Source organism: Streptomyces bauhiniae (genome assembly GCF_004784475.1).
Lineage (GTDB): Bacteria > Actinomycetota > Actinomycetes > Streptomycetales > Streptomycetaceae > Streptomyces > Streptomyces seoulensis.
The window spans coordinates 38219-64537 of record NZ_SRRT01000011.1 but is presented as its reverse complement, the minus strand read 5'-3'; the positions used below and the strand labels follow the sequence as shown (position 1 = coordinate 64537).

General features: G+C 73.4%; 18 protein-coding genes. 9 read left to right on the top strand and 9 right to left on the bottom strand.

What is annotated here, in order from left to right; all coding sequences use genetic code 11:
* Nucleotides 1–65: 65 nt before the first annotated feature.
* The 3 genes from E5083_RS29415 to ftsE form a co-directional block, all read right to left on the bottom strand.
* Nucleotides 66–1253, bottom strand: coding sequence for a S41 family peptidase (locus tag E5083_RS29415; protein ID WP_208754202.1), 1188 nt, complete (start codon nt 1251–1253; stop codon nt 66–68).
* 67 nt (nt 1254–1320) lie between these two features.
* Nucleotides 1321–2241 carry a permease-like cell division protein FtsX gene (gene ftsX / locus E5083_RS29410; protein WP_030810990.1) on the bottom strand — a complete coding sequence of 307 codons (921 nt, stop codon included), beginning with the start codon at nt 2239–2241 and terminating at the stop codon, nt 1321–1323.
* Between the two features lie 23 nt (nt 2242–2264).
* On the bottom strand, nt 2265–2954 hold the full coding sequence (gene ftsE / locus E5083_RS29405; RefSeq protein WP_030810993.1) for a cell division ATP-binding protein FtsE: 690 nt from the start codon (nt 2952–2954) through the stop codon (nt 2265–2267).
* A gap of 246 nt (nt 2955–3200) precedes the next feature.
* Between ftsE and E5083_RS29400 the strand changes: the two genes are divergently transcribed.
* Nucleotides 3201–3395, top strand: coding sequence for a hypothetical protein (locus tag E5083_RS29400; RefSeq protein ID WP_030810994.1), 195 nt, complete (start codon nt 3201–3203; stop codon nt 3393–3395).
* Nucleotides 3396–3488: 93 nt separating this feature from the next.
* Here the strand turns inward: E5083_RS29400 and E5083_RS31390 are convergent, their stop codons facing one another.
* The 4 genes from E5083_RS31390 to E5083_RS29380 all read right to left on the bottom strand — a co-directional run bounded on the left by E5083_RS31390 (nt 3489) and on the right by E5083_RS29380 (nt 9377).
* Complete coding sequence (locus tag E5083_RS31390; protein ID WP_167513663.1) at nt 3489–4367, bottom strand: LPXTG cell wall anchor domain-containing protein; 879 nt, start codon at nt 4365–4367, stop codon at nt 3489–3491.
* Between the two features lie 327 nt (nt 4368–4694).
* The gene (gene prfB, locus E5083_RS29390; RefSeq protein WP_135788719.1) at nt 4695–5801 is read right to left on the bottom strand and encodes a peptide chain release factor 2; all 1107 of its coding nucleotides are present in this window, start codon (nt 5799–5801) and stop codon (nt 4695–4697) included.
* A gap of 531 nt (nt 5802–6332) precedes the next feature.
* On the bottom strand, nt 6333–7547 hold the full coding sequence (locus E5083_RS29385) for a serine/threonine-protein kinase (protein ID WP_135788718.1): 1215 nt from the start codon (nt 7545–7547) through the stop codon (nt 6333–6335).
* A gap of 132 nt (nt 7548–7679) precedes the next feature.
* Nucleotides 7680–9377: a serine/threonine-protein kinase gene (locus E5083_RS29380; RefSeq protein WP_135788717.1), complete on the bottom strand. Its 1698-nt coding sequence runs from the start codon at nt 9375–9377 to the stop codon at nt 7680–7682.
* 364 nt (nt 9378–9741) lie between these two features.
* Between E5083_RS29380 and E5083_RS29375 the strand changes: the two genes are divergently transcribed.
* The 7 genes from E5083_RS29375 to E5083_RS29345 all read left to right on the top strand — a co-directional run bounded on the left by E5083_RS29375 (nt 9742) and on the right by E5083_RS29345 (nt 23611).
* Nucleotides 9742–12918, top strand: a complete 3177-nt coding sequence (locus E5083_RS29375) for an FtsK/SpoIIIE domain-containing protein (RefSeq protein WP_135788716.1) — start codon at nt 9742–9744, stop codon at nt 12916–12918.
* 174 nt (nt 12919–13092) lie between these two features.
* Nucleotides 13093–14469, top strand: a complete 1377-nt coding sequence (locus tag E5083_RS29370; protein WP_135788715.1) for an ABC transporter substrate-binding protein — start codon at nt 13093–13095, stop codon at nt 14467–14469.
* A 7-nt stretch (nt 14470–14476) separates the two neighbouring features.
* Nucleotides 14477–15820 carry a carbohydrate ABC transporter permease gene (locus tag E5083_RS29365; RefSeq protein WP_208754200.1) on the top strand — a complete coding sequence of 448 codons (1344 nt, stop codon included), beginning with the start codon at nt 14477–14479 and terminating at the stop codon, nt 15818–15820.
* Nucleotides 15817–16734 carry a carbohydrate ABC transporter permease gene (locus tag E5083_RS29360; RefSeq protein WP_135788713.1) on the top strand — a complete coding sequence of 306 codons (918 nt, stop codon included), beginning with the start codon at nt 15817–15819 and terminating at the stop codon, nt 16732–16734. The genes E5083_RS29365 and E5083_RS29360 overlap by 4 nt, the downstream gene beginning before the upstream one ends.
* A 140-nt stretch (nt 16735–16874) precedes the next feature.
* Nucleotides 16875–19061 (top strand): bifunctional glycosyltransferase/CDP-glycerol:glycerophosphate glycerophosphotransferase, encoded by a 2187-nt coding sequence (locus tag E5083_RS29355; protein WP_135788712.1) that lies wholly within the window; start codon nt 16875–16877, stop codon nt 19059–19061.
* 125 nt (nt 19062–19186) lie between these two features.
* Nucleotides 19187–21388 (top strand): bifunctional glycosyltransferase/CDP-glycerol:glycerophosphate glycerophosphotransferase, encoded by a 2202-nt coding sequence (locus E5083_RS29350; protein WP_135788711.1) that lies wholly within the window; start codon nt 19187–19189, stop codon nt 21386–21388.
* A gap of 6 nt (nt 21389–21394) precedes the next feature.
* Nucleotides 21395–23611, top strand: coding sequence for a bifunctional glycosyltransferase/CDP-glycerol:glycerophosphate glycerophosphotransferase (locus E5083_RS29345; protein ID WP_135788710.1), 2217 nt, complete (start codon nt 21395–21397; stop codon nt 23609–23611).
* 16 nt (nt 23612–23627) lie between these two features.
* On the opposite strand, the gene E5083_RS29340 is transcribed toward E5083_RS29345, so the two are convergent.
* A complete protein-coding gene (locus E5083_RS29340; protein WP_135788709.1) occupies nt 23628–24041 on the bottom strand; it encodes an organic hydroperoxide resistance protein in 414 nt (137 codons plus the stop codon).
* 129 nt (nt 24042–24170) lie between these two features.
* Between E5083_RS29340 and E5083_RS29335 the strand changes: the two genes are divergently transcribed.
* Nucleotides 24171–24683 carry a MarR family winged helix-turn-helix transcriptional regulator gene (locus tag E5083_RS29335; protein ID WP_135788708.1) on the top strand — a complete coding sequence of 171 codons (513 nt, stop codon included), beginning with the start codon at nt 24171–24173 and terminating at the stop codon, nt 24681–24683.
* On the opposite strand, the gene E5083_RS29330 is transcribed toward E5083_RS29335, so the two are convergent.
* Entirely contained in the window at nt 24625–26193 is a 1569-nt protein-coding gene (locus E5083_RS29330; RefSeq protein ID WP_341869894.1) for a glycosyltransferase family 39 protein, read from the bottom strand. The genes E5083_RS29335 and E5083_RS29330 overlap by 59 nt on opposite strands.
* Nucleotides 26194–26319 lie beyond the last annotated feature (126 nt).

The window sequence follows — 26319 nt, the reverse complement described above, 5'->3', positions numbered from 1 at the left end:
GTGCCGCCCATTTTCGCACCATGGAGGGGGGCGAAGGGAAGCGGATTAGGGGTGAGGTCAGGGGGCTATCGGGGATCGCCGAGGCCGGTGAGGACCGTTTCCGCGCGCTTCAGGGCGCTCGGGCCCGGCTCCAGGTCCGGGGTGATGCCCCGGCCGTCGACGGCGTGGCCGGAGGGGGTGCGGTAGTGGCCGACGGTCAGCTCGGCCACCGAGCCGTCCGGCAGCGCGGTCGGCATCTGGACCGAGCCCTTGCCGAAGGTGCGCGAGCCGATCACCACGGCCCGGCCCCGGTCCTGCAGGGCGCCGGTGAGCAGCTCGGCCGCGCTCATCGTGCCGCCGTCGACCAGGGTGACCAGCGGGCGGGCGGTGTCGCCGCCGGAGGCCGCGTGCAGGGCACGCTGGGCGCCGTCCACGTCGTAGGTGGCGACCAGGCCGCCGTCGAGGAAGCAGGAGGCGGTGGCGACGGCCTCGGTGACCAGGCCGCCGGAGTTGCCGCGCAGGTCGAGCACGACCCCGCTGCCGGCCGGGGCACGCCGTACGGCGTCCCGTACGGCCTTGGCGGAGCCCTTGGTGAAGGCGGACACCCGGACCACGACGACCCCGGCGACCGGGTCGGTGACGGTCACCGGGTCGGTGGAGAGCCGGGCCCGGTGCAGGGTGCGGGACCAGGAGTCGGCGCCGCGCTGGATGCCGACGGTGACCGGGGTGCCGGCGGAGGCGTCGTCGGCGTCGCCGCGCAGCAGGGAGACCACCTCGGTGACCGGGCGGCCGTCGACCCCGCGCCCGTCGACGCTGCGCAGCCGGTCGCCCTTGCGGATGCCGGCGTCGGCGGCGGGCGAGTGGGACCGTACGCGGCTCACGGTGACCTGTCCGTCGCGGGCGCGCTTGGCCCACAGTCCGACGCCGGTGTACTCGCCGTCCAGGGCGTCGCGGAACTCGGCGTACTCGTCCTCGGAGTAGACGGCGGCCCAGCGGTCCCCGCTGCGGCTGACGGCCTGTTCGGCGGCCTCGGTGGGCGACTCGCCCTTCGCCATCGCCTCGGCGGCGGCCCGGCGCACGTCCTCGGGGCGGGGCTTCCCGGTGGCCCGACTGCCCTCGGCCGACTGGGCGTTGGCGTCCAGGCGGCGGGCCTGCGCGGTGTCCGGCAGGGAGCCGGTGACGGCCCCCGCGGTGAGCGCTCCGGCGAACACCAATGTCAGGGCGGCCCCGCGGCGTTTGCGGCGGGGCTGGCGGAACAGGGCGTTGCCTGACATGGCGGTGAGTCTAGGACAACGCGAAGGGCCGTACAGACGGATGCCTGTACGGCCCTCTTGGCATGTGTCACACCTTCAGGTACTTGCGCAACGCGAAGAACGCCGCCAGGGAAGGCATCAGCACGCTGGTCGCGAGGATCAGCGGCAGCTTGGTCAACACCGAGTCCCAGCCGATGAAGTTGATGAGCGTCAGCTTGCTGGACAGGGCCATGCCGTGGTCGATGGTGAAGTACCGGCCCAGCACCAGGAAGACGCACGCGAGGCTGCCGCCAATGAGTCCGGCGACCGCGGCCTCCATGATGAACGGCGCCTGGATGTAGAACCCGGAGGCGCCGACCAGCCGCATGATCCCGGTCTCCCGGCGGCGGCTGAACGCCGACACCCGCACGGTGTTGACGATCAGCAGCAGCGCCACGAACAGCATCAGCGCCATCAGGAACAGCGCGGCCCGGTTCATCAGGTTGAGCAACTGGAAGAGGTTGTCGAGGATGCTCCGCTGGTCCTGCACCGACTGCACCCCGGCCCGCCCGTTGAACGCGGTGGCGATCACCTGGTACTTCTGCGGGTCCTTGAGCTTGATCCGGTACGACTCCTGCATCTGGTCCGGCGTCAGCGAGCTGGCCAGCGGGGAGTTGCCGAACTGCTCCTTGTAGTGCTTGTAGGCGGTGTCCTGCGACTCGTAGGTGACCTTCTCCACGATGGAGGACATCTTGCCGAGGTCGGCCTGGATCTGCTTCTTCTGATCCTCGGTGGCCGCGCCCTTGGCGCAGTTGACGTCCGACTGGGCGTCGCTCTTGTTGCAGAGGAAGATCGAGACGTTGACCTTGTCGTACCAGTAGCCCTTCATGGTGCTCACCTGGTCGCTCATCATCAGGGAGCCGCCGAAGAGGGCCAGGGACAGGGCGACGGAGACGATGACGGCGAAGGTCATCGTCAGGTTGCGGCGGAGACCGACACCGATCTCCGACATGACGAACTGGGCGCGCATGGCGTCTGGTCGAGCCTTTCCGCTTAGTGCTGGTAGCCGTAGACGCCGCGGGCCTGGTCGCGTACGAGGCGGCCCTTCTCCAGCTCGATGACGCGCTTGCGCATCTGGTCCACGATGTTCTGGTCGTGCGTCGCCATGATGACGGTGGTGCCCGTCCGGTTGATGCGGTCGAGCAGCTTCATGATGCCGACGGAGGTCTGCGGGTCGAGGTTGCCGGTGGGCTCATCCGCGATCAGCAGCTTGGGCCGGTTGACGAACGCCCGCGCGATGGCGACGCGTTGCTGCTCACCGCCGGACAACTCGCCCGGCATGCGGTCCTCCTTGCCGCCGAGCCCGACGAGGTCGAGCACCTGGGGCACGGACTTGCGGATCTCGCCGCGGGACTTGCCGATGACCTCCTGCGCGAAGGCCACGTTCTCCGCGACCGTCTTGTTGGGCAGCAGGCGGAAGTCCTGGAAGACCGTCCCGAGCTGGCGGCGCATCTGCGGCACCTTCCAGTTGGACAGCCGGGCGAGGTCCTTGCCGAGGACGTGCACCTGGCCGTGGCTGCACCGCTCCTCGCGGAGGACGAGCCGGAGGAAGGTCGACTTGCCGGAGCCGGACGACCCCACGAGGAAGACGAACTCGCCCTTCTCCACTTCCAGGGACACCTCCCTGAGGGCGGGGCGGGTCTGCTTGGGGTAGACCTTGGAGACACTGTCGAATCGGATCACGGATGCACCACGGGTCGCCGGGGGATGATGAGCGTGACCATACGCGAACCGGGAGTGCCTACGCAGGGCCCGGTCGCGTTGGGAGAGACTTGTGCGTTTTTGTACGGGCGGTTCTACGGGCGGCTCTCCCCGCTTTCCCGAGCGCCCGCGCTCTTTCGGGGGGAACCTGGCAGAGTGGAGGGGGAACGTTCTCGTTCCCGTCGGCGTTGTACGGGGTTGAGGGCCTGGCACGAGGAGGGCGAGCGCATGACGTACGACCGGTTGGTGTGCGCGAACTGCGCGGCCCCCGTGAGCGAGGGCCGCTGCCCGGTGTGCCGGGCGAGCCGTGAGCGGCTCCAGCAGCAGGCGGGGTTCCTGGGCGGGGTGAGCCCGGCGGCGCTGGTCGCGCTGCTGGTGGTGCTGATCGCGCTGACGGCGCTGCTGGCGCACCAGACCGTCTAGGTCTCCTTCAAGCACGGGGAAGGGCCCGGAGCGGGTGCTCCGGGCCCTTCCCTTTCTCCGCCCGGGTTGCGCGGAGTGACGTTTCGGCTACCCTCAGGCGGCCGTGCCGCCGCCGCGGTTGCCCGCCAGGCGCGGCAGGACGCGGAAGGCGACGCCGCCCGCGATCATCGTCGCGGCGCCGGCCAGCAGGAACGTGGTCTCGCCCGCACCGGTCTCGGCGAGCTGCTTGCCGTTCCCGTTCTGCTGCGCGGTGGTGTCCGAGCCGGTGTCGGTGAGGGCGGAGGTGCCCTCCTCCTGGGAGACGTTGTCGTTGCCACCGTCGGGGGTGGTACCGCCGGTGGTGTCGCTGCCGCCCGTGGTGGAGCTGCCGCCGGTGGCGGAACCGCCGGAGGTGCCGCCGGTGGACTGGTCGCCGCCCGTGGAGCCGCCGCCCGTGGTGGAGCCGCCCGTGGAGCCGCCACCGGTCGTGGAGCCGCCACCGGTGGTGGTCGAGCCGCCCGTGGTGTCGCCGCCGCCGGTCGTGGTGGAGCCGCCGGTGGTGTCGCCACCCGTGGTGTTGCCGCCGGTGGTGTCACCGCCCGTGGTGTTGCCCCCGGTCGTGTCACCACCCGTGGTGTCGCCGCCCGTGGTGTCGCCACCGGAGTCGCCGCCGCCGATCACGCCGCCGATGACCCCGCCGATGCTGACGTCGCCGCCCTCGGAGCCGCCGGTCGTGTCACCACCGGTCGTGTCACCACCGGTGGTGTCGCCGCCGGTGGTGTCCCCGCCGGTCGTACCCTCGCTGCCGCCCTCGGAGGTGCCGCCGTCCGTGCCGGGGTCCGGGTCGGTGCAGGTGACGAGGACGCCACAGGTCGGGTCGGGCTCGGGGCCCGGGTCGGCGGAGGCCACGCCGGCCACCATCAGCGAGGCGCCGGCGGCCATCACGGCGCCGGCGGCTATGCGTGCGACGCGGACGCGCGTCTTCTTCGTCATATGGCTGCTACCCCCAGTAGCTGTTGTCGATGTGGCTGCGCATGGGGCGGGCCGTGCTCGACGGAGGTAGCTGACGACACCGGTACCGGCTCTCGGCCGGCACCTGGCACTCTCCCGTTCCCCCGGTTCACATGCGCCCCACGGATACGCATGCCGCGCTTCACCTTTCCCATTTTTTTAAGCAACGTCAAGGGCGTTGCGGGCGCAATGTCCCATGGGGGGTGCGTTTGGCGGGAGTTGGTTGATGTGACTGTGACCTAAACCCCACACATAAAACAACTGCCGCCCATCGGACGGCAGTTGCGAGAGGTTGTCATGTCGACAAACTTACTTCTCCTGCTGCTTGCGCCAGCGAATTCCGGCCTCCAGGAAGCCGTCGATCTCACCGTCGAGCACGGACTGCGGGTTGCCGACCTCGAACTCGGTGCGCAGGTCCTTGACCATCTGGTACGGGTGCAGCACGTACGACCGCATCTGGTTGCCCCACGAGCTGCCGCCGTCGCCCTTGAGGGCGTCCATCTTGGCGCGCTCCTCCTGGCGCTGGCGCTCCAGCAGCTTGGCCTGGAGGACGTTCATCGCCGTGGCCTTGTTCTGGATCTGCGAGCGCTCGTTCTGGCAGGAGACCACGATGCCGGTGGGGAGGTGGGTCAGGCGGACCGCGGAGTCCGTCGTGTTCACGCCCTGGCCGCCGGGGCCGGAGGAGCGGTACACGTCGATGCGCAGGTCCGACTCGTCGATCTCGACGTGGTCGGTCTGCTCCACCACCGGGAGCACCTCGACGCCCGCGAAGGAGGTCTGGCGGCGGCCCTGGTTGTCGAACGGCGAGATGCGCACCAGGCGGTGCGTGCCCTGCTCGACGGAGAGCGTCCCGTACGCGTACGGGATCTGCACGGCGAAGGTGGTCGACTTGATGCCGGCCTCCTCGGCGTACGACGTCTCGTAGATCTCCGTCTTGTAGCCGTGCCGCTCGGCCCAGCGGAGGTACATGCGCTGGAGCTGCTCGGCGAAGTCGGCGGCGTCGACGCCGCCCGCCTCGGCGCGGATGTTGACCAGCGCCTCGCGGGAGTCGTACTCGCCGGAGAGGAGGGTACGGACCTCCATCTCGTCCAGCGCCTTCTTCACCGCGACCAGCTCGGACTCGGCCTCGGCGAGGGTGTCCGGGTCGTCCTCCTCCTCGGCCATCTCGAAGAGGACGGCGAGATCGTCGATCCGGCCGCGGAGCCCCTCGGCCTTCCTGACCTCGGCCTGGAGGTGGGAGAGCTTGCTGGTGATCTTCTGCGCCTCGTCCGGGTTGTCCCAGAGGGACGGCGCGGCCGCCTGCTCCTCGAGCACGGCGATGTCTGCCCTCAGCTTGTCGAGGTCCAGGACGGCCTCGATCGACTCCATGGTCGAGGAGAGGGACTTCAGCTCTTCGGATACATCGACGACTGCCACGCCCCCAGCGTAACGGCTCCGCCGGGCGGGGTCGGTCCCCGGCGGTCGGTACCACCGGCCTGCGGGGTGTTGCTCCCGGCGTACCAGGGGCTGCCGCCCCCGGACCCCCGCTGTCGGCCCGAAGGGGCCTCGTCCTCAAACGCCGGACGGGCTGAATATGCCTGACCTGGGCTGCATGGCCCCGGCACTCACGGCCGCCCACTCGCCCGCGTCCCCCTTCACGGTCTCACCGCACTGCCCACCGAGACGGGCGCGTGGGTAACACCGCTGCCAGGAGTGTGCGGTCCTCGGACACCGGCCCCAGCCCTCACCGGCAACCCTCGCCCACCCCTTCTGTGCCTCGCCTCTTCGCCAACCGAGACGGGTGGGCGGGTGGGAAACCCGTGCCGGGGGCGCGTGGTCCGCGGACGTTGGCCCCGGCGCTCGCCGGAAACCCCCTCGCCCGCCCACCTCCGTGCCTCGCCTCTCCGCCAACCGAGACGGGTGGGTGGGCGGGTGGGAAAGCGGGGTCTGGGGCGGAGCCCCAGGGGGTCAGGGGGTCGACGTGGTCTGGGTTTCCTGGGGTGGGGTGTCGTTGGTGGAGGTGGTCCACAGACCATAGCCGACTGCTGCCAGGAGGAGGGTGCCTGCGATGGTCAGGGTGAGTTTTCGGCGGCGGGCCGCGGCTCGGTGGCGGGCTGAGCCGGGGCGGGGGGCGCCGGGGGTGCGCGGGGCGCGAGCCGTTCCGTGGGCGCCGCCGGCGAGTTCGTCGGGGGCCGGGACTCGCATGGAGGTGTGGGTGTCGCGGTTGGAGTCGGGCTTGGGGCCGGGGACGAGGGAGACGGCGCCTCGGCGGCGGGCGGGTTCGCCGGAGGGGAGGGGGGCGGGGGGTTCCTCCGGGGCGGCCTCGGGGTCGGGCTCGTCGACCTCCAGTGGGGGGATGCCCGCGAGGGTGGGGAGCTGTTCACGCAGCCGGGCGGCGAGTTCGGAGGCGCGGAGCCGGGAGGCGGGACCCTTGGCGAGGCACTGGACGATGAGCTGCCACAGCTCCTCGGGGATGCCGGGCAGCGGGACGACGGTCTCGGTGACGTGCCGCCGCAGCACCGCACCGGGGTGGCCGCCGCCGAAGGGCGTGAAGCCGGCGAGCAACTCGTACAGGACCGTCGCGAGGGCGTAGATGTCGACGGCCGCACGCGGCGGCAGGCCCTCGACGATCTCGGGGGCGAGGTAGTCGGGCGTACCGATGATCTTCGTCGCCCGCGTGCGCCGGGGCGAGTCGATGAGCTTGGCCACCCCGAAGTCGGTGAGCAGTGCCGGGTGGGCGCCGCCGGGCCCGAGCGGGCCGCGCATGTCGAGGAGGATGTTCTCGGGCTTGACGTCCCGGTGGACGACCCCGGCCGCGTGCGCCGCGGCGAGCCCGTCCGCGACGTCCGCGACGATCGCCACCGCCGCCTCGGGCGCGAGCCGGCGCTCGCGGTCCAGCCGCGTACGCAGATCGGTGCCGCGCACGATGTCCATGACGAGGGCGAGGTCGTTGCCGTCGACCACGAGGTCCCGCACGGTCACGATGTGCGGGTGCTCAAGCCCCAGCAGCGCGGTCCGCTCCTGCACGAAGCGGCCGACCAGCTCCTGGTCGGAGGCGAGGTCCTCGCGCAGCATCTTGATGGCGACGGGCCCGTCCGGTCCCTCGCCCAGCCACACCGTCCCGGCGCTGCCCCGCCCCAGGATCTGGTTGGCGGTGTACCGGCTGCCGATCTTCCGTGCCAAGACTGCTCCCACCAGACGCGTGTTGCCCCGGTCGACAAAACTACGCGCCCGTGGGGGCCACCTTCACCGCGGAGCCGGAAATCACCCGCTGGGTGTCGACAAGTCCCCAGAACCGGCCCCGCGAGCGGCAGTTCAGTTGCCGCCGGAGGAACTGTCCAGGTTCTTGAACCAGTCGGAGATGGAGCCGGCCCAGTCGCTGAGCTGGTCCCAGTAGCCCTTGCCCTGGCCGACCCAGGTGTGCAGCGGGGTCAGCTCCCAGATCAGCCAGCTCGCCACGACCAGGATGAGAAGCGTGAAGAGGCACCCCTTGAGGCAGCCCAGACCGGGGATCTTCATCGGGTTGGCGCTGCGCTGCCGGGGCGGCCGGGGCTCGCGCGCGGGCCGCTGCGGCTCAGGCGCGTACCGCTGGGGCTGCGGCGGCGGGGCGTACTGCTGCGGCTGCGGGGTCGAGCGCCGGGGCGCCGGACGCTGCTGCGGCTGCTGCTGGCGGGGCTGCTGGGGCTGGTGCTGCGGGCGGGCGGCCTGCCGCTGGGGGCGGCGGCGCAGCGGGTCCTCGTCGGGGTCGAGGTACTGCACCTGCGTCTGCTCGTTGCGGTCGCGGGCCGCGCGGAGCTGGGTCTGCCAGGGGTGCGGCTGGTCCGGGTTCTGGGCGTTCTGCTGGTTCTGCTGGTTCTGCCCGTAGGGGTCCTGCGGGTCGTACTGGCCCGGCCGGCCCTGCGGCATCGGGGGCATGACCGTGGTGGGGTCGGCCGCTCCGGTGCTGGGGAGGACGGTGGTCGGGTCGGCGGCGCCCTGCGTACCGGCGGTGTGCGGCAGGAAGCTGGTGGCCGCGTTGGGGTCGTAGGCCGCCTGGGCGGTGTTCGGGGGCAGTACCTGCGTGGCATCGGAGGCGCCGGGCACGTCCGGCACAGGGGCCGGGGCGGGGTCGGGCGCGAGGAGCGCGGCGACACCCTCGGCGGCGGCGATCTGCGCCGGGTTGGCGTGCACCCCGACGCCCTCGGCGACCACGCGCAGGGCGCGGGCGAGGTTCTCGGCGCTGGGCCGTTCCTCGGGGTTCTTGCGCAGGCAGCGCTCTATCACCGTCCACAGCGGGTCCGGGACGGTGGAGGGGCGGCGCGGCTCGGCGCTGAGGTGCTGGTGCAGCACCTCCAGGGCGGTGGCGCCGGAGTACGGCGGACGCCCGGTGACCAGCTCGTACAGCAGGATGCCGGCGCCGTAGACGTCGACGGCGGAGGTCTGCGGGCGGCCCTCGGCGGACTCCGGGGCGACGTAGGCCGGGGTGCCGACGAACTCGTGGGTGCGGGTCAGGCCGGGTGAGTCGGCCAGCCGGGCGATGCCGAAGTCGGTCAGCATCGGGTACATCTGGCCGTCGTACTGGCGCAGCAGCACGTTGGCGGGCTTCAGGTCGCGGTGGACGACGCCGTCGGCGTGGCTGGCGGCGAGCGCGTCGGCGACCTGCGCGGTGAGCAGGGAGGCGGCGACCGGCGAGAAGGTGCCGTTCTCACGCAGGTAGCGGTGCAGGTCGGGACCGTCGACGAGGTCCATGACGAGCGCCAGCAGATCACCCTCGACGACCAGGTCGCGGACCCGGACGATGTTGGGGTGGGTGAGCCGGAGCAGGACGGAGCGCTCGCGCAGGAAGCGCATCACGATGTCCGGATCGCTGGCCAGCTCCTCTTTCAGGACCTTGATGGCGACCGTCTCGCCGGGCTGGCCCGCCACGGCCGCCTCGGCGCCCGCCGTCTCCCTCTGGCGGGCGCGCCAGACGGTGCCCGTGGCGCCGCGTCCGAGCGGCTCCTCGAGCAGGTACTTGCTGCCGACTGGCCGCACGTCACGCGCTCCCTGCTGCTTGTTCGCTGATCTCCGCCGGGTGTTCCGGCGTTCCGACCACTGTAGTGGCCCGTCCCGAAGCCGCTCCCTGAGTGATACGCGCGGCATCCGGTCCATGTTCGGAGGAAAGACGCTCACCTCGGGTCCACCGGTTGCCCATCGAGGTGCGTGACCGATCTCAAGTGATCGCCGCCGCGTTACCGGTCAGGCACTTTTGGGGGCAGAGCTGACCAATCAAGATCACTTCGTACCGGGAGGCGGGCGGGAGGGCCACGACAGGTGCGAGGATGCGTGCAGTACTGGCCTACGTGCCCGCGCGGAGTGGGGGACCTCCGCGGCCGGGCGGAAGGGACCGCTGACGGCGATGCAGATCCGGCTGACCGTCGTAGATCCGCAGGGCGCGTCCCCGAGGCGGGGTGGCGCCGCGACGCGCGACGTGCTGGTCACCGCGCCCACCGGCACCGAGCTGGCGGCGGTGGCGCCCGCGCTGGCCTCGGCGGTCACCGGCGAGAGCGGGGCCGGCCGGGACGGCGGCGGGGCCCCCGTGGTGCTGTACGCGGGCACGGACCGCCTGGACCCGCGCCGCCACACCCTGGGCGAGCCCCCGCTGGTCGACGGCGCGGTGCTGTCGCTGGGCGCCCCGGTGGCCCCGGAGCCGCATCCCGAGCTGGACGACGCCCCGACCCAGCTCCATGTGGTCGCGGGCCCGGACGCGGGCGGGGTCCATCTGCTGCACGGCGGCCGGATAACGGTGGGCCGCTCCGCCGACGCCGACGTACCCCTGGACGACCCTGACGTGTCCCGGCTGCACTGCGCGGTCACGGTCACCGCCGAGGGCCGAGTCTCGGTGGCCGACCTCGACTCCACCAACGGCACCACGCTGGACGGTGCCCGCGTCACCGGCCGCCCGCTGCGCTTTCCGTCGGGCGGTCTGCTGCGCCTGGGTGAATCCGCGCTCCGGGTGACCCCGTCGGGGGGACCCGGAGCGCGGGTGCGCACCGTGCCGGACGGCGAGGGCTGTGTCCGGGTGCCCCTCGGGGAGGACCCGGACGCCTGCCCCTGGGAAACCCCGGACAACGCCCCGCCCGCGACCGCGCCGGACGGCCCGACCGGGCACGCGTACGGCACCGCGGACCGGATCGGCGCCGAGCGCATGGAGCGGGCCGCCGTACCGGAGCAGGGCCGGGCACCCCGGATCGAGAGCCGGGCCCCCGACCACCTCACCGGCGGATACCGGGAGCACGACACCCACGCCGGCCACCGCCCCGACGACGCCCACCCCGACGAGCTGGACTCCCCCACCCGTAAGGGCACCCCCCTCAGGGGCACCGAGATGCCCAGGCGCCGGGGCATCGGCGCCTGGGCCCGCAAGCTGACCGGCGGCCGGGGCGAGCACCTCCCCGCCGAGGAGGCGCCGTACGCCGAGGCGGCCCCCGTCGCACTCCCCGAGGCGTTCCGGCGCCCGGAGACCTGGCCGGACCCGGCCGCGCTGCTGCTGACGGCGCTCGGTCCGGGCCCCCGGCTCTGGGAGCGGGGTCCGGGACACCACGAGGCGCTGGCCGTGCGGCTCGGCACCGCCGACCGGACCGCGCCCGACGGCTCGGCGCTGCCCGCGGTGCCGGTGACGGCCGCGCTGCGCGAGGCGGGCGCCCTGGGCCTGGCCGGGCCGCGCCCCCGGCTCGCGGGGCTGGCCCGCGCGGTGCTGGCACAACTGGCCGCGCTGCACTCGCCGGACCTGCTGGAGATCGTGCTGATCAGCGCGGACCGCGCCCGCCCGGTGGAGGAGCGCACCGCCGAGTGGTCCTGGCTGGGCTGGCTGCCGCACGTCCGGCCGGGCCACGGCCAGGACTGCCGGCTGCTGCTCGCCTACGACCGGGAACAGGCGGCGGCCCGCACCGGCGAGCTGCTGCGCCGCGTGGAGTCCCACGCCGACCCCGCCTCCTTCCGGCCCGGCCCGGACGGGCATCCGGGGCCGTACACGGTGGTCGTGGTGGACGGCGACCCCGGCGGCTCGGCGCTGCGGGAGGACGTGGCGCGGCTGGCGGTGAGCGGGCCGCGCGCCGGGGTGCACGTGGTGTGCCTGGCCGAGACCGTGCCCGCCTCCCCCGCCTCGCCGCTCATGCAGACCTACGAGGCGGCCTGCGCGGCGACGCCCACCTTCCGCGAGTGCGGCGCGGTGGCGCTGCTCAGCGGTGACGTGGCGACCGCGCTGCGGCTGATGCGGGTGGCGCCGACCGGTCCGGTGGGACCGGGCACCCTCGCCGCCGTGGACGCGGTGTCGCCCGCCTGGGCGGAGCGGTTCGCGCGGGCGCTGGCCCCGCTGCGCCCGGACGCCCCGGACGAGGACCGGCACACGCGCGTGGCGGTGCCGCTGCCGCTGTCGGCCCGGCTGCTGGACGAACTGGGGCTGGCCCGTGCCACCCCGGCCTCGCTGATGGCCCGCTGGGCGGACGCGGCCGACGACACCGAGTCGCTGGGCGGCCGGGCCCGCGCGGTGCTGGGCGCCGGGCCGCGCGGCCCGGTCACCGCCGACCTGGTGGCCGACGGCCCGCACCTGCTGGTCGAGGGCCCGCCCGGCAGCGGGCGTACGGAGCTGCTGCGGGCGGTGGTGGCGTCGCTGGCCGCCGCCGAGCGCCCGGACCGGCTCGGCATGGTGCTGATCGACGGCCGGGACGGCGTCGGCACGGCGGCCGGGGCCGGCGAGGGGCTGCGCTCCTGTACGGACATCCCGCATGTGACCACGCATCTGATCGCCAACGACCCGGTGCGGATGCGGGAGTTCGCGCAGTCGCTGAGCGCGGAGCTGAAGCGCCGGGCGGAGCTGGTCGGGCTGACCGACTTCGCGCACTGGCACACCGCGCACGAGGTGTCCGGCCGGATGGTCGCCCAGCGCGGCCCCGGCGGACGCGGTCCGGGCAACGGTGACCTGGAGGCGCCGCCCAGCTCCACGCTGCGGCTGCGGCCCGGTGCCGCCCGGCAGCACACGGAGGCGGCGCCCCCGCTGCCCCGGCTGGTGGTGGTCGTCGACGACCTGGACGCCCTGGTCTCCCCCGCGCTGGGTTCGCCGGGCCGGCCCGCCGCCGGTTCGGTGGTCCGGGCGCTGGAGGCGGTGGCCCGCGAGGGCGAGCGGCTCGGCGTGCACCTGGTGACCGCGACCGGCACCGGCGGCCGTACGGCGGAGACGGAACCCGCGCGGCGGGCCACCCTCCGGGTGACGCTGGACGCGCCCTCCGGCGGACGCGGTACGGGCGCGGCCGAGCGCGGCGCGGAGGGCGAACCGGCGCCGGGGCGCGGGGTGTTGGCGTACCCCGACGGCCGGGTCACCGGGGTGCAGGGCGGCCGGGTGACGGGCCGTATCCCGCGCACCGCGACCCAGCGGCCGACCGTACTGCCGCTGGACTGGCAGCGGATGGGCGATCCCCCCACCCGGCGCCCGGTGCGCGAGCTGGGCAACGGCCCCACCGACCTGGCCCTGCTGGCGAGCGCGGTGGAGCGGGCGGCCCGCCAGGTGTCGGCCGGTCAGGTGCCCTCGCTGCTCTGACCGTCAGGCACCGGAATTCCCCCTCTCCGGCGCGCATACCCCGATGATCACGAGCCGGTCACGATGCGTGGCCGGACCGTGCGGGTGCTCTTGCCGCACCGGGGCGGCCCGGCGTACACCGGAGCGCACACGCAGAGTTCAGGCGTTCAACGGAGAACGACGAACGGGGAAGTGATGCGCAAGCCGAGCGACACCATCCGAGGACACCGGGCCGGAGCCGCCCTCGCCGCGCTGCTGGCGGGGGCCCTGACGCTCACCGCCTGCTCCGGCGGCGACGGCGGGAAGGACGCCGACGAGGGCGGCGGCGGGGCCACCGGCTCCACGGTGACCCTGCCGAAGCTCAACGGCACGGAACTCGAGGTCGCCGCCGTCTGGACCGGCACCGAGCAGGCGAACTTCAAGAAGGTGCTGGCGGAGTTCGAGAAGCGGACGGGCGCGAAGGTGACGTTCGTGCCCGCGCAGGACCCGATCATCAACTTCCTCGGTTCCAAGATCGCGGGCGGGCAGCCGCCGGACGTGGCGCTGCTGCCGCAGCCGGGCGCGATCAAGCAGGCGGTCGACAAGAAGTGGGCCAAGCCGCTCGGCCCGGAGGCCGTGAAGGAACTGTCGAAGAACTACTCGCAGGGCTGGCAGGACATCGGCAAGGTCGACGGCAAGCCGTACGGCGTCTACTACAAGGCCGCCAACAAGTCGCTGATCTGGTACAACGCCCCCGTCTTCGAGAACGCGGGCGCCAAGGAGCCGGGGACCTGGGCCGAGCTGCTGACCGCCGCGCAGGCGGTGTACGACTCCGGTGTCACCCCCTTCTCGGTGGGCGGCGCGGACGGCTGGACGCTGACCGACTGGTTCGAGAACGTCTATCTCTCCCAGGCCGGACCGGAGAAGTACGACCAGCTCGCCAAGCACGAGATCAAGTGGACCGACCCCTCGGTCAAGCAGGCGCTCACCACGCTCGCGCAGATCTGGGGCAAGAAGGACTATGTGGCGGGCGGCGCGGACGGCGCGCTGCAGACCGAGTTCCCGGCCTCGGTGACGCAGACCTTCACCGGCGGCGACCAGCCGAAGGCCGCGATGGTCTACGAGGGTGACTTCGCGCAGGTCAACATCGGTGAGACCAAGGCGAAGGTGGGCGCGGACGCCAAGGTCTTCCCGTTCCCGTCGGTCGGCTCGACCGCGCCGGTGGTCTCCGGCGGTGACGCGGCGGTGATCCTGAAGGACTCCAAGGGCGCCCAGGCGCTGGCGACCTTCCTGGCGTCCCCGGACGCGGCGACGGTTCAGGCCAAGCTCGGCGGCTATCTCTCGCCGAACAAGAACGTGCCGGACTCGGCCTACCCGAACGACACCCAGCGCACCATCGCCAAGGCGCTCATCAAGTCCGGCGACGACTTCCGCTTCGACATGTCCGACCAGGCGCCCCAGGCGTTCGGCGGCACGCCCGGCAAGGGCGAGTGGAAGGACCTCCAGGACTTCCTGAAGAACCCGAAGGACGTCGCGGGCACCCAGGCGAGGCTGGAGAAGGACGCGGCGGCCGCGTACGGGAACGGGGGCTGATCCGGTCATGGCATCGGCAGCGGCGGCCGGCGCCCCTTCGGGCCCGGCCGCGCCGAAGAGCCGCAGGAGCGTGACCGGGACGCGCAAGGTGGTGGCGGCGCTCTTCCTGCTGCCGGCCCTGGTGCTGCTCGGCGCGCTCGTGCTCTACCCGATCGGTTACTCGGTCGTCCGCAGTCTCTACGACTCCTCGGGCGACCAGTTCGCCGGGTTCGACAACTACCAGGCGCTGTTCACGGACGACGGCATCCGCACCGCGCTCAAGAACAACGTGATCTGGGTGGTGTTCGCGCCCACCGTCTCCACCGCGCTCGGCCTGGTCTTCGCGGTGCTGACCGAACGGGTGCGCTGGGGAACGGCGTTCAAGCTGGTCGTCTTCATGCCGATGGCGATCTCGATGCTGGCGGCCGGGATCATCTTCCGGCTGGTGTACGACCAGGACCCGGACAAGGGGGTCGCCAACGCGGTGTGGGTCGGGGTGCACGATTCCTTCGCCCAGGCGTCGGCGTTCCCCAAGGCGCACCCCGGCCGCGAGTCGCCGCTGGTGGGACAGGGCGGCGCCTTCGTCACCAAGGACCCGGTGAAGGCGGGCACCCCGGTCGCGCTGCCCATGGTCGGCGTGGCCCCGGACCAGTTCCCGGACGACGCCAAGCGGGCCGTCACCGCCCGGCCGGAGCCGGGGAAGGTCACCGGCACGGTCTGGCAGGACTTCACCCGCGGCAAGGGCGTCGGGAAGCTCGGCGCCCCGGACGCGACCGAGCGCGGGTACGCCGGGATGCGGATCGAGGCCGTGAAGGACGGCAAGGTGGTGGCCTCGGCGAAGGCGGCCGGTGACGGCACCTTCACCCTGCCCGCCTCGGCGGACGGGGCTCAACTGCGGCTCCCGGCGGCCAACTTCAAGGAGGCGTACAACGGCGTCGACTGGCTGGGCCCGGCGCTGGTCACCCCGGCGATCATCGGCTCCTACGTCTGGATGTGGGCGGGCTTCGCGATGGTGCTGATCGCGGCGGGGCTCGCGGGGGTGCCGAGGGAGCTGCTGGAGCAGGCGCGGGTGGACGGCGCCAGTGAGTGGCAGGTGTTCCGCAAGGTGACCGTGCCGCTGCTGGCGCCGGTGCTCGCGGTCGTCACCGTCACCCTGATGATCAACGTGCTGAAGGTGTTCGACCTCGTCTACATCATCGCGCCGGGCTCGTCCCAGGACGACGCGAATGTGCTGGCGCTGGAGCTGTACCGCAAGGGCTTCTCCGAGGGGCGGCCCGGTGTGGCCAGCGCCATCGCGGTGTTCCTGCTGCTGCTGGTGATCCCGGTGATGCTGTTCAACATCCGCAGGCTGCGGCGGGAGGGCAGGCCATGAGCACGCACACCGAGAGTGCGGGACGGGTGCGCGAGTTGCCCGCCCGGGACACCGTGCGGGGCCGGCGTTCACTGGGTGCCCGGCTGGTGGAGAAGCTGGGCGGCGGGCTGATCCAGTTCGTGCTGGTCCTGGTGGCGCTGTTCTGGCTGGTGCCGACCATCGGGCTGCTGATCTCCTCGCTGCGCTCGCCGGAGGACATGAACGCGAGCGGCTGGTGGACGGTGTTCACCGAGCCGTCCAAGCTCACCTTCGAGAGCTACGGCAAGCTGCTGGAGAACGGCGACATCACCCACTCGCTGGTCAACACCGTGCTGATCACGGTCCCGGCGACGCTGGGCGTGGTGGTGATCGGCTCGCTGGCGGCCTACGCGTTCGCGTGGATGGAGTTCCCCGGCCGCGACTGGTGGTTCCTCGGCGTGGTCGCGCTGCTGGTGGTGCCGGTGCAGGTGGCGCTGATCCCGATCGCCGAACTCTTCGGCAAGGTCGGGCTGTTCGGCTCGATCCTGGGTGTGGTGCTGTTCCACATCGGGTTCGGGCTGCCGTTCGCGGTGTTCCTGCTGCGGAACTTCTTCGCGGAGATCCCGCGCGAGCTGCTGGAGGCGGCCCGGCTGGACGGTGCGGGCGAACTCCGGTTGTTCGCGCGGGTGGTGATGCCGCTCGGCGCGCCCGCCATCGCGAGCCTGGGCATCTTCCAGTTCCTGTGGGTGTGGAACGACATGCTGGTGGCGCTGGTGTTCACCAAGTCCGGCTCCCAGCCGGTCACGGTGGCGCTCCAGACCCAGGTACGGCAGTTCGGCAACAACATCGACGTGCTCGCGCCCGGCGCGTTCCTGTCGATGGTGATCCCGCTGGCCGTGTTCTTCGCCTTCCAGCGCCAGTTCGTGTCCGGGGTGATGGCGGGCGCGGTCAAGTAACCGTGCCCGTACAGGTGTTGCCCGGGGGAATCCGTGCGGTTCCCCCGGGCGTCCCCCGTATGCCGTAGGAGCCGTAACCAAGTCACCTGGGCGGCCGTTGCCGGGCAGAAGGCCCGCGCCGACCGACCCATGGATGTGCCTTGCCCAGGTTCAGCGTCATCGTCCCCGCGTACCAGGTCCAGGCGTATCTCGCCGAGTGCCTGGACTCGGTGCTCGCGCAGTCGTTCCCGGACTTCGAGCTGATCGCGGTGGACGACCGCTCGCCGGACGGCTGCGGCGCGATCATCGACGAGTACGCGGCCCGCGACCCCCGCGTGCGGGCCGTGCACCTCGCGGAGAACGCCGGGCTGGGCCCCGCCCGCAACGCGGGCATCGCAGAAGCGGCCGGGGACTATCTGCTCTTCCTCGACGGCGACGACACCCTCACCCCGCACACTCTGCGCGCGATCGCGGACCGCCTCGCGGCCACCGGCGAGCCGGACGTGCTGGTCTTCGACTACGCCCGCACCCACTGGGACGGCACCACCCTGCGCAACCGGCTCGCGGACCGGCTCACCGAGGACGGCCCGGCCCCCTTCACCCTGGCGGACCGGCCGGGGCTGCTGCGGGTGCTGATGGTGGCGTGGAACAAGGCGTACCGCAGGGAGTTCGTCACCCGCGAGGGCTTCCGCTTCCCGCCGGGCTACTACGAGGACACCCCCTGGACCTTCCCGGTGCTGATGGCGGCCGGCTCGCTCGCCACGCTGGACCGGGTCTGCGTGCACTACCGCCAGCGCCGCCGGGGCAGCATCCTGCGCACCACCAGCCCCCGCCACTTCGACGTGTTCGACCAGTACGACCGGGTCTTCGCGTACCTGGCAGAGAGACCCGAACGGGAGCGCTGGCGGCCCGAGTTGTACGCCCGCATGCTCGACCACCTCACCACGATCGCCACCCGCCGGGACCGCCTCCCGCGGGGCAGCCACCCCGCGTTCCTGCGCCGGGCCCGCGCCCACTGCCGCCGCCACCGCGCCCCGGGCACCCCGGTACCCCCCGGCCTCCGCCGCGCCCTGGTCCGCCACGGCCTGCACCGCACCTTCCGCACCCTGCGCCTCGCCGCCGCCCTCCGCCGCCACGCACGCGCCTCGGCGGCACGTGGGACACGAAAGCTGCGCGCGGCCCTGCTGCGCCTGCACTACCGCGTCCAGCGGCTCCTCCCCCTGCGCGCCGACCATGCCCTCTTCGCCGCCGACCCGGCCCCCGACCAGGGCTGCGACCCGAGCGCCCTGGAGGCCGCGTTCCGCGCGCACGCCCCGCACATCCGCACCGCCTGGCTCGGCCGCCCCGGCACCGCCGCCCACTTCACCGCGCTGGCCCGCTCCAAGTACCTGGTGCACAACGCCGGTTTCGGGCCCGGCCTCATCAAGCGCCCCGGCCAGGTCTACGTGCAGACCCGGCAGGGCACCCCGCTCGGCCACACCGGCCTCGACCTCCAGGAACGCCCGGCGGCCGCCCTGGGCACGGACTTCGCCGGGCAACTGCGGGAGGTCGACCAGTGGGACTACGTCCTCTCCGGCAACCGGCACTCCACCCTGACCTGGGAGCGGGCCCACCCCGGCGGCTACACCACGCTGGAGTACGGCAGCCCGCGCAACGACGCCTTCCAGCACGCCACTTCGGCCGACATGGCCCGGCTGCGCGCGTCCCTCGGCGTACCCGAGGGAGCGGTCGCCGTGCTGTACGTGCCCGCGCGCCGCGACCACCGGCGCACCCAGACCCCGCCGCTGGACCCCGGCCGGCTGCTCGGCCTGCTCGGGCCCCGGTTCACCCTGCTGAGCCGCGCCCCGATCGACGAGCCGGTGAAGGACGCCCGGCTGGTCGACGTCTCCGCCCATCCCGACCTGCCGTCCCTGTGCCTGGCCTCGGACGCGCTGCTCACCGACTTCTCGCCGCTGATGTTCGACTACGCCGGGCTGGACCGGCCGGTGGTGCTGCACACCGGGGACTGGGACACCTTCCGCACCGTCCGGGGCGCCTACCTCGACCTGCTCGCCTGTCCGCCGGGACCGCTGGCCCGCACCGAGGAGGAGGTCGCGGACGTGTTCGCCTCCGGCCACTGGCGCGGGGTGCGCTCGGCCCGGCTGCGGGCGGCGTTCCGGGAGCGCTTCTGCCCGTACGACGACGGCGACGCGGGTGAGCGTGTCGTCCGGCATGTGGTGCTGGGGCAGCCGGCGGTGCCGCCCGCTGCGCGCGGGCCGGTGCGGCCGGTGGCCGAGGGCCAGGTCAGGGCGCCGCTGGCGGCCGTGCCGCAACCTTCCGGCCCGCTCCCCGTCACCGAGGGCCGCTGAACACCGTTGGACCTTCCGGGAGTCTCCATGCCCCTCGGCACGACGCGGCCCACGCCGACCCGGCCGTCCACCTGGCGTCCGGCCGGGCGGCCGGGCCGCGGCCGCAAGACGACAGAAAGAACAGCATGCCCCGCTTCAGCATCATCGTCCCCTCCCACGGGGTCCCGGGCCGGCTGTCGCAGGCCCTCGACTCGGTCCTCGCCCAGTCCTTCGGCGACCTGGAACTGATCCCGGTCTGCGACTCCCCCGACGCCCCGGCCGCCGCCGTCGCCGCCGGATTCGCCGAGCGCGACCGGCGGGTGCTCCCGGTGAACTCACCGCCGTCGGCCGGACTGAGCGGGGCGCGCAACGCCGGGCTGCGGGCCGCGCGCGGCGGATACGTGCTGTTCCTGGACGGCGACGACCTGCTGCTGCCCGGCGCGCTGGCCGCGCTGGACCAACGGCTGACCGAGACCGCGGGCGTCGACGTGCTGTACGCGGAGTATGAGCGCGTCCCCTGGTGGGAGGGCGAGCCCGCCAACCCGGCCGCCCCGCTGCTGGCCAAGGCTCCCAACGGCGCCTTCGCGCCCGGCGCGGCCCCCTGGCTCACCGGTGCCCAGCTCCCCGCGTGGAGCGCCTGCTACCGGCGCTCCTTCCTCACCGAACACGAACTCGCCTTCCCCGAGGGCCACTTCACCGACCTCGGCTGGGGCGGCCTGGTCACCGTCGCCGCCGGACGGATCGCGGTGCTGCGCCGGCCGGTCGTCCGGCACCGGGCCCGGCGCCAGGGCAGCAGGCTGAACGCACCGGGACCGCACCAGCGGGACCTGCTGGACCAGGTGGACCGGGTGCTGCGCCGGGCAGCCGAGTCCGCGCTCCCGGCGGAGCGGGCCCGAGCCCTGTTCGGGCAGCTCTTCACCCAGGTCTTGAAGACCGCGTCCCGCCCCGAGCGGCTCACCGAGGGCCACCGGGCGTTCTTCCGCCGCGCCGGACGGCTGTACCGCAGACACCGCCCGGCCGGGTACCGGGTGCCCGGCGGGAGCCTCGGGGTGCAGCACCGGCTGCTGGCGACGGGCGCGTACACCCCGTTCCGCGCGCTGCGCGGGGCCAACCGGGTGGCCGCCGGGGTGCTGCGCCGGCTGCCGAAGCCGCGCATGCTGCGCACCCGGCTGCGCTACGCCCGCGCGCTGCGCCGCCCCCTCGACGCCAACCTCGCGGTGTACTGCGCCTATTGGGGCCGGGGGTACGCCTGCAACCCGGCCGCGATCCACGCCAAGGCGCGTGAACTCGCGCCGCACATCCGGTCGGTGTTCCTGGTGGAGGCCGACCAGGCGCACACGGTCCCGGAGGGCGTGGAGTACGCGGTGATCGGTTCGCGCCGGTACTGGGAGGTGCTGGCCCGCGCCAAGTACCTCGTGAACAACGCCAACTTCGCCGAGGGTGTCGTCAAGCGTCCCGGCAGCACGCATCTGCAGACCCAGCACGGCACCCCGCTGAAGAAGATGGGCGTGGACCAGTCGACGTACCCGGTGGTGGCCGCGCGCTCGGGCAGCTTCACCAAGCTGCTGGGCCGGGTGGACCGCTGGGACTTCAACCTGTCGTCCAACCGGCACTCCACGCAGATGTGGGAGCGCGCCTTCCCCGGCGCCTACGAGCAGTTGGAGTACGGCTACCCGCGCAACGACGTGTATGTGACGGCGACCGCCGACGACGTGGCCCGCGTCCGCCGCGAGCTGGGCGTCCCCGAGGGAGCCACGGCGGTGCTGTACGCGCCCACCCACCGCGACCACGCCACCGGCTTCGAACCCGGCCTGGATCTGGCCGCGTTCTGCGAGGCGGCCGGGGACGACGTGGTGGTGCTGCTGCGCGCCCACTACTTCTACGACCGGGGCACGGCCCGGAGTTCGGACCGGATCATCGACGTCACCGCGCACCGCTCGGCGGAGGACGTGTGCCTGGCGGCGGACGCGCTGATCACGGACTACTCCTCGATCATGTTCGACTACGCCAACCTGGACCGCCCGATCGTGGTGTTCGCGGACGACTGGGAGGTCTACCGCGAGACGCGGGGCGTGTACTTCGACCTGATGGCGGAGGCGCCGGGCCCGGTGGTCCGGACGCCCGAGGAGCTGGCGCGGGTGTTCCGCGAGGGCGAGTACCGGGGTGAGGAGTCCGCCGCGCGCCGGGCCGTGTTCCGGGAGCGGTTCTGCGAGTTCGACGACGGGCGGGCGGCCGAGCGGGTCGTGCGCCGGGTGCTGCTCGGTGAACCGCCGGAGGCGCTGCCGCCGGTGGTGCCGCTCGCGGAGCGTGTGCCCGCCCCCGCCGCCGCGTCCCTCGTGAGGAGCTGATCCGCCGTGCCCCGCTTCAGTGTCATCGTCCCCTGCTTCAAGGTGCAGGGCTTCCTGCGCGAGTGCCTGGACTCGGTGCTCGGGCAGTCCTTCGGCGACCTGGAGGTGATCGCCGTGGACGACCGCTCACCGGACGGCTGCGGCGCGATCCTCGACGAGTACGCCGCCCGCGACCCCCGCGTGAAGGTGCTGCACCTGCCGGAGAACGTCGGCCTCGGCCGGGCCCGCAACGCCGGGATGCCGCACGCCACCGGCGACTACCTGCTCTTCCTCGACAGCGACGACACCCTCACCCCTGGCGCCCTGGCCGCCGTCGCCGGCCGCCTCGCGGAGACCGGGGACCCGGACGTACTGGTCTTCGACTACGCCCGCACCTACTGGTGGGGCGGCACCCGTCGCAACGTCCTCGCCCATGTCCTCGCCGCCGAGGACGGCACCTTCACGGCGGCCGAGCGGCCGGAGATCCTCGACCTGCTGATGGTGGTGTGGAACAAGGTCTACCGCCGCGACTTCGTCACGGGCCACGGCTTCGCGTTCCCGCCGGGCTACTACGAGGACACTCCCTGGACCTTCCCGGTCATGCTGAGCGCCGGGCGGATCGCCACCCTGGACCGGATCTGTCTGCACTACCGCCAGCGCAGGCAGGGCAACATCCTCTCCACCACCAGCCGCAAGCACTTCGACGTGCACGAGCAGTACGAGCGGGTCTTCGCGTTCGTCGAGGCGAACCCGGAGCTGTGGCGCTGGCGGCCGTATCTGCACCGCAAGATGGGTGAGCACTGCCTGGACATCCTGGCCAAGCCGGACCGGCTGCCGCCGGGTGACAAGGCCGAGTTCTTCCGGCGCACGGCGGAGATGTTCCGCACGCACAAGCCGGAGGGCACCCGCGCCGAGGGTGAGACCCGTGTGCTGGAGGGCGGCTACGGGGCGTACCTCCTGCGCCGCCGGGCCGCGCAGGCGGGCCGGGAGGCCGGACGGCGTGCGGCACGGCTGCGGACGGCGGCCGGGGCCCGGGCCCGGCGCGGCTGGTCGGCGGTGCAGTCGCGCCGCCCGCTGGACCCCGGTCTGGTGGTGTACTCGGCGTCCTCGCACCGGGGCATGCTGGGCGACCCGGCGGCGGTGTACCGGGCGGCGAAGGTGATCGCACCTCAGTTGCGCGGGGTGTGGGTGGTGCGGGACGAGGAGACCGCCGCGACCCTGCCCCCGGACACCGAGTACGTGCTGCTGGGCTCGCGGCGCTATCTGCAGGTCACCGCCCGGGCCTCGTACTTCGTCAACGACGTCAACTGGCCGGGCGCGCTGGTCAAGCGGCCCGGCGCCACGCACATCCAGACCCACCAGGGCACCCCGCTCAAGTACCTGGGCGCCGATCTGCTGGACCGGCCCGGCGCCCGGCTCGGTTTCGACGTGCCCCGGATGCTGCGCCGGGCGGACCGCTGGGACTACGGCCTGGTGGCCAACCGGCACGCGGAGCTGGTGTGGGAGCGGGCCTTCCCCTGCCACTTCACCTCGGTCCGCACCGGCAGCCCGCGCAACGACGTCCTGGTGGGCGCGGGCGCCTCGCGGGGCCGGGAGTTCCGCCGCAGGCACGGCATCCCCGAGGACCACACGGTGGTGCTCTACGCCCCGACCCGGCGCGACTACGTCCGGGGCGGCCACGCGGACCGGATCGACCTGGCGGCGTTCGCGGCCGGCCTGGGCGAGGGGCACACGCTGGTGGTGCGGCTGCACCCGTCGCTGGCGAACGGCCCGGCGCGCGGGGCGGGTCTGGCGGAGCTGGCCCGGCGCGGGGTGGTGGTCGACGCGACGGACGAGCCGGAGGCGGCGGAGGTGATGCTGGCCTCGGACGTGCTGGTCACGGACTACTCGTCGGTCATGTTCGACTACGCCGTACTGGACCGCCCGATCGTGGTCCACGCCGACGACTGGGACACCTTCCGGGCGAGCAGGGGCGCCTATCTGGACCTCACCGCCCGGCCGCCGGGCCATGTGACGTACTCGCAGCGGGAGTTGGCCTGGCTGTTCGAGTCCGGGGCGTGGCGGGACGGGGAGTCGGCGGCACTGCGGGCCGACTTCCGGGCGCGCTTCTGCGAGTTCGAGGACGGCCGGGCCGCCGAGCGGGTGGTACGCACCCTGCTGCTCGGCGAGGCGATGCCCGCCACCGGTGCGGCGCGCATCCCCGGCCCGGCCGTGGGAGCCGATCAGCTCACCCGGTCCCCGTGAGACGTGCGGCGGGGGCTCACTCGACGACGAGGGTGACCTCGATGTTCCCGCGGGTGGCGTTGGAGTACGGGCAGACCTGGTGGGCGGTCTCGACCAGCTTGCGGCCGGTCTCCTCGTCCACGGTGTCGGGCAGCTCGACGCGCAGCGTCACCTTGAGGCCGAAGCCCTCGCCCTCCTTGCCGATGCCGACCTCGGCGGTGACGGCGGCGTCGGAGACGTCCACCTTGGCCTGGCGGCCGACCAGGCCGAGCGCGCTGCCGAAGCAGGCGGCGTAACCGGCGGCGAAGAGCTGCTCGGGGTTGGTGCCCTGGCCGTCGCCGCCCATCTCGGGCGGCATGGCCAGCGGCAGGTCGATGCGGCCGTCGGAGGAGACGGCGCGGCCCTCGCGGCCGTGGGTGGCGGTGGCGACGGCGGTGTAGAGCGCGTCCATGGGGAGACCGGTCCTCTCGGTGAAGTCGGTGGCGGCGGGCCGAGGAGGACCGCCACCCTCGCCATCGAGTAGAGCACACAATTAAATTGTGCACAACCAAACTGCCACCGTCCCGCTATCCTGGGTGTCATGAGCGTCTCGCCCACCCCGTCGGCCGGTCCCGCCACCGACGCCGCCGACCCGGACTGGCTCCGCCTGGACCGGCAGATCTGCTTCTCCCTGAACGCCGCCTCCCGCGCCTTCAACGGCGTCTACCGGGTGCTGCTCAAGGACCTCGGGCTCACCTACCCGCAGTACCTGGTGATGCTGGTGCTGTGGGAGCGCGGCGCGCTGCCCGTCAAGCAGCTCGGGGAGCATCTGCGGCTCGACTCCGGCACCCTCTCCCCGCTGCTCAAGCGGCTGGAGGGCGCCGGTCTGGTGCGCCGGGAGCGCAGCGCGAGCGACGAGCGCTCGGTGCGGGTGACGCTCACCGGCGAGGGCACGGCCCTGCGCGAGCGGGCGCTGGAGGTGCCCCGCCGCATCGCCGCCGCGACCGGGGCCGACCCGGCCGAGATCGGCGAGCTGCGCGAACGCCTCGACCGGCTCACCGGCGCGCTGGACGCCGCGGTGCGGGAACTGGAGCAAGGCCCGGCAGCGCGCTGAGGGCGACCCGGCGGACGTAGAGCCGTACGCTCGCGTCGCCGTCGGCCGACTCCTCGGCGGGCATGAACTCCTGGGCCAGTACGGCCAGTTTGGCGCGCTCGGTGGGGCCGCTCGGGCTCCAGCGGCCGGCCAGCAGGTCCCGGTCGGCCACCACCCACACCCGGTCGAGCCCGGACAGCCGCCGCCGCAGTTCGGCCGCGTCGGCCTCCCTGCCGTACAGCGTCCCGGCCTCCGGGGCCGGCTCGTCCAGGGCGATGTCGCGTACGCCCGCGAAGGCGGCCGGGTAGGCGAGGGCCGCGTTGCGGGCCTGGGTGGGCAGGAACAGCACCGGCTGGCCGGGCCTCACCTCGCGCGCGGCGACCCGTGCCGCGGCGGCCAGGTCGTCCGGGCGGTGGGCCGGGTCGCGGTCGTCGCTCATCAGCGGGAGCTGGAGGCACAGCGCCAGGACGGCCAGCGCGGCCCCGGCCAGGGCCAGCACCGGCGGCCGGGGCACCCGCAGCCGCAGCCGGGCGGCGAGCCGGGCGAGCCGGTCGGCGCCGGCGGCGACCAGCAGGGGCGCGCCGGAGAGGGCGTAGAGGACGTACCGGTCGACGTAGAGCGGGGAGAGCTGCGAGACCAGCATCAGGGCGGCGGGCGGCACCACGGCGAGCGGCAGGCCGACCCGCGCGCAGGTCAGCCGTCCCGGTGGCCCGGCGAGTCCGGCCAGGCCGAGCAGGGCGAGCACCAGGCAGGTCCAGTACACGCCCTCGCCGGGACCGAGGAACCAGCGCAGCAGGCTGTCGGCGGTGGCCCAGGTCGGCGGGCGCACCCAGGCCAGTTGGGCGGACTGGGCGTGCGAGACCAGGATCATCGGCAGCAGGGTGAGCGTCACGAGCCCGGCCGCGCTCCCCCAGCCCCGCCACACCCGCGCGCCGACGCGGGCCAGCGCGAGGGACGCCGCGTGGGCCAGGAGCAGCAGCACGGCGAACTCGTGCAGCCAGCAGGTGACCGCGAGGACCGTGCCGTAGGCCCGCCAGGCGCCGGTGCGCACCCCGCGGACGAACAGCAGGGTCGCGCCGGTGGCGCCCGCCGCGACGAGCGCGTACGAGCGGCCCTCCTGGGCGTAGTGGCCGGCCAACGGCGAGACGGCGTACAGCAGTCCGGCCCACAGGCCGACGCGCGGCCCGGCGAGCCGGACGCCCAGTTCGCCGACGAGGGCGGCGGTGACGGCCGCCGCGCACACCGAGGGCAGCCGGAGCGTTACCTCGTCCGGGTGAAAGGCGAGGACGGCGTGCATCAGCAGGTAGTACAGGCCGTGCACCGCGTCGACGCCGTGCAGCAGTTGCCAGATCTGCGGCACCGAGCGGCGGGCGACCTGGAAGGTGACGGCCTCGTCGCGCCATATCCCGCCCCGGTCCACCCCCCACAGCCCGAGCCCGAGCATCACCAGCGCGGGCAGGCACACGGGTGCGCCCCACCGGACGCGCCAGGGCACCCGGCCGGTCCGCTCCGCGTCCGCGCCGCCCGGCACGGCCGCCGTTCTTCCAGCCGCCCGGGGCGGCTGCGTTTCCACCAGAGGCCCGACGTCCACCACGGCCCGATCTTTTGCGATGTGCCAGTCTTTTCCGATCATTGACGGCGTATCGGCAGAGATACA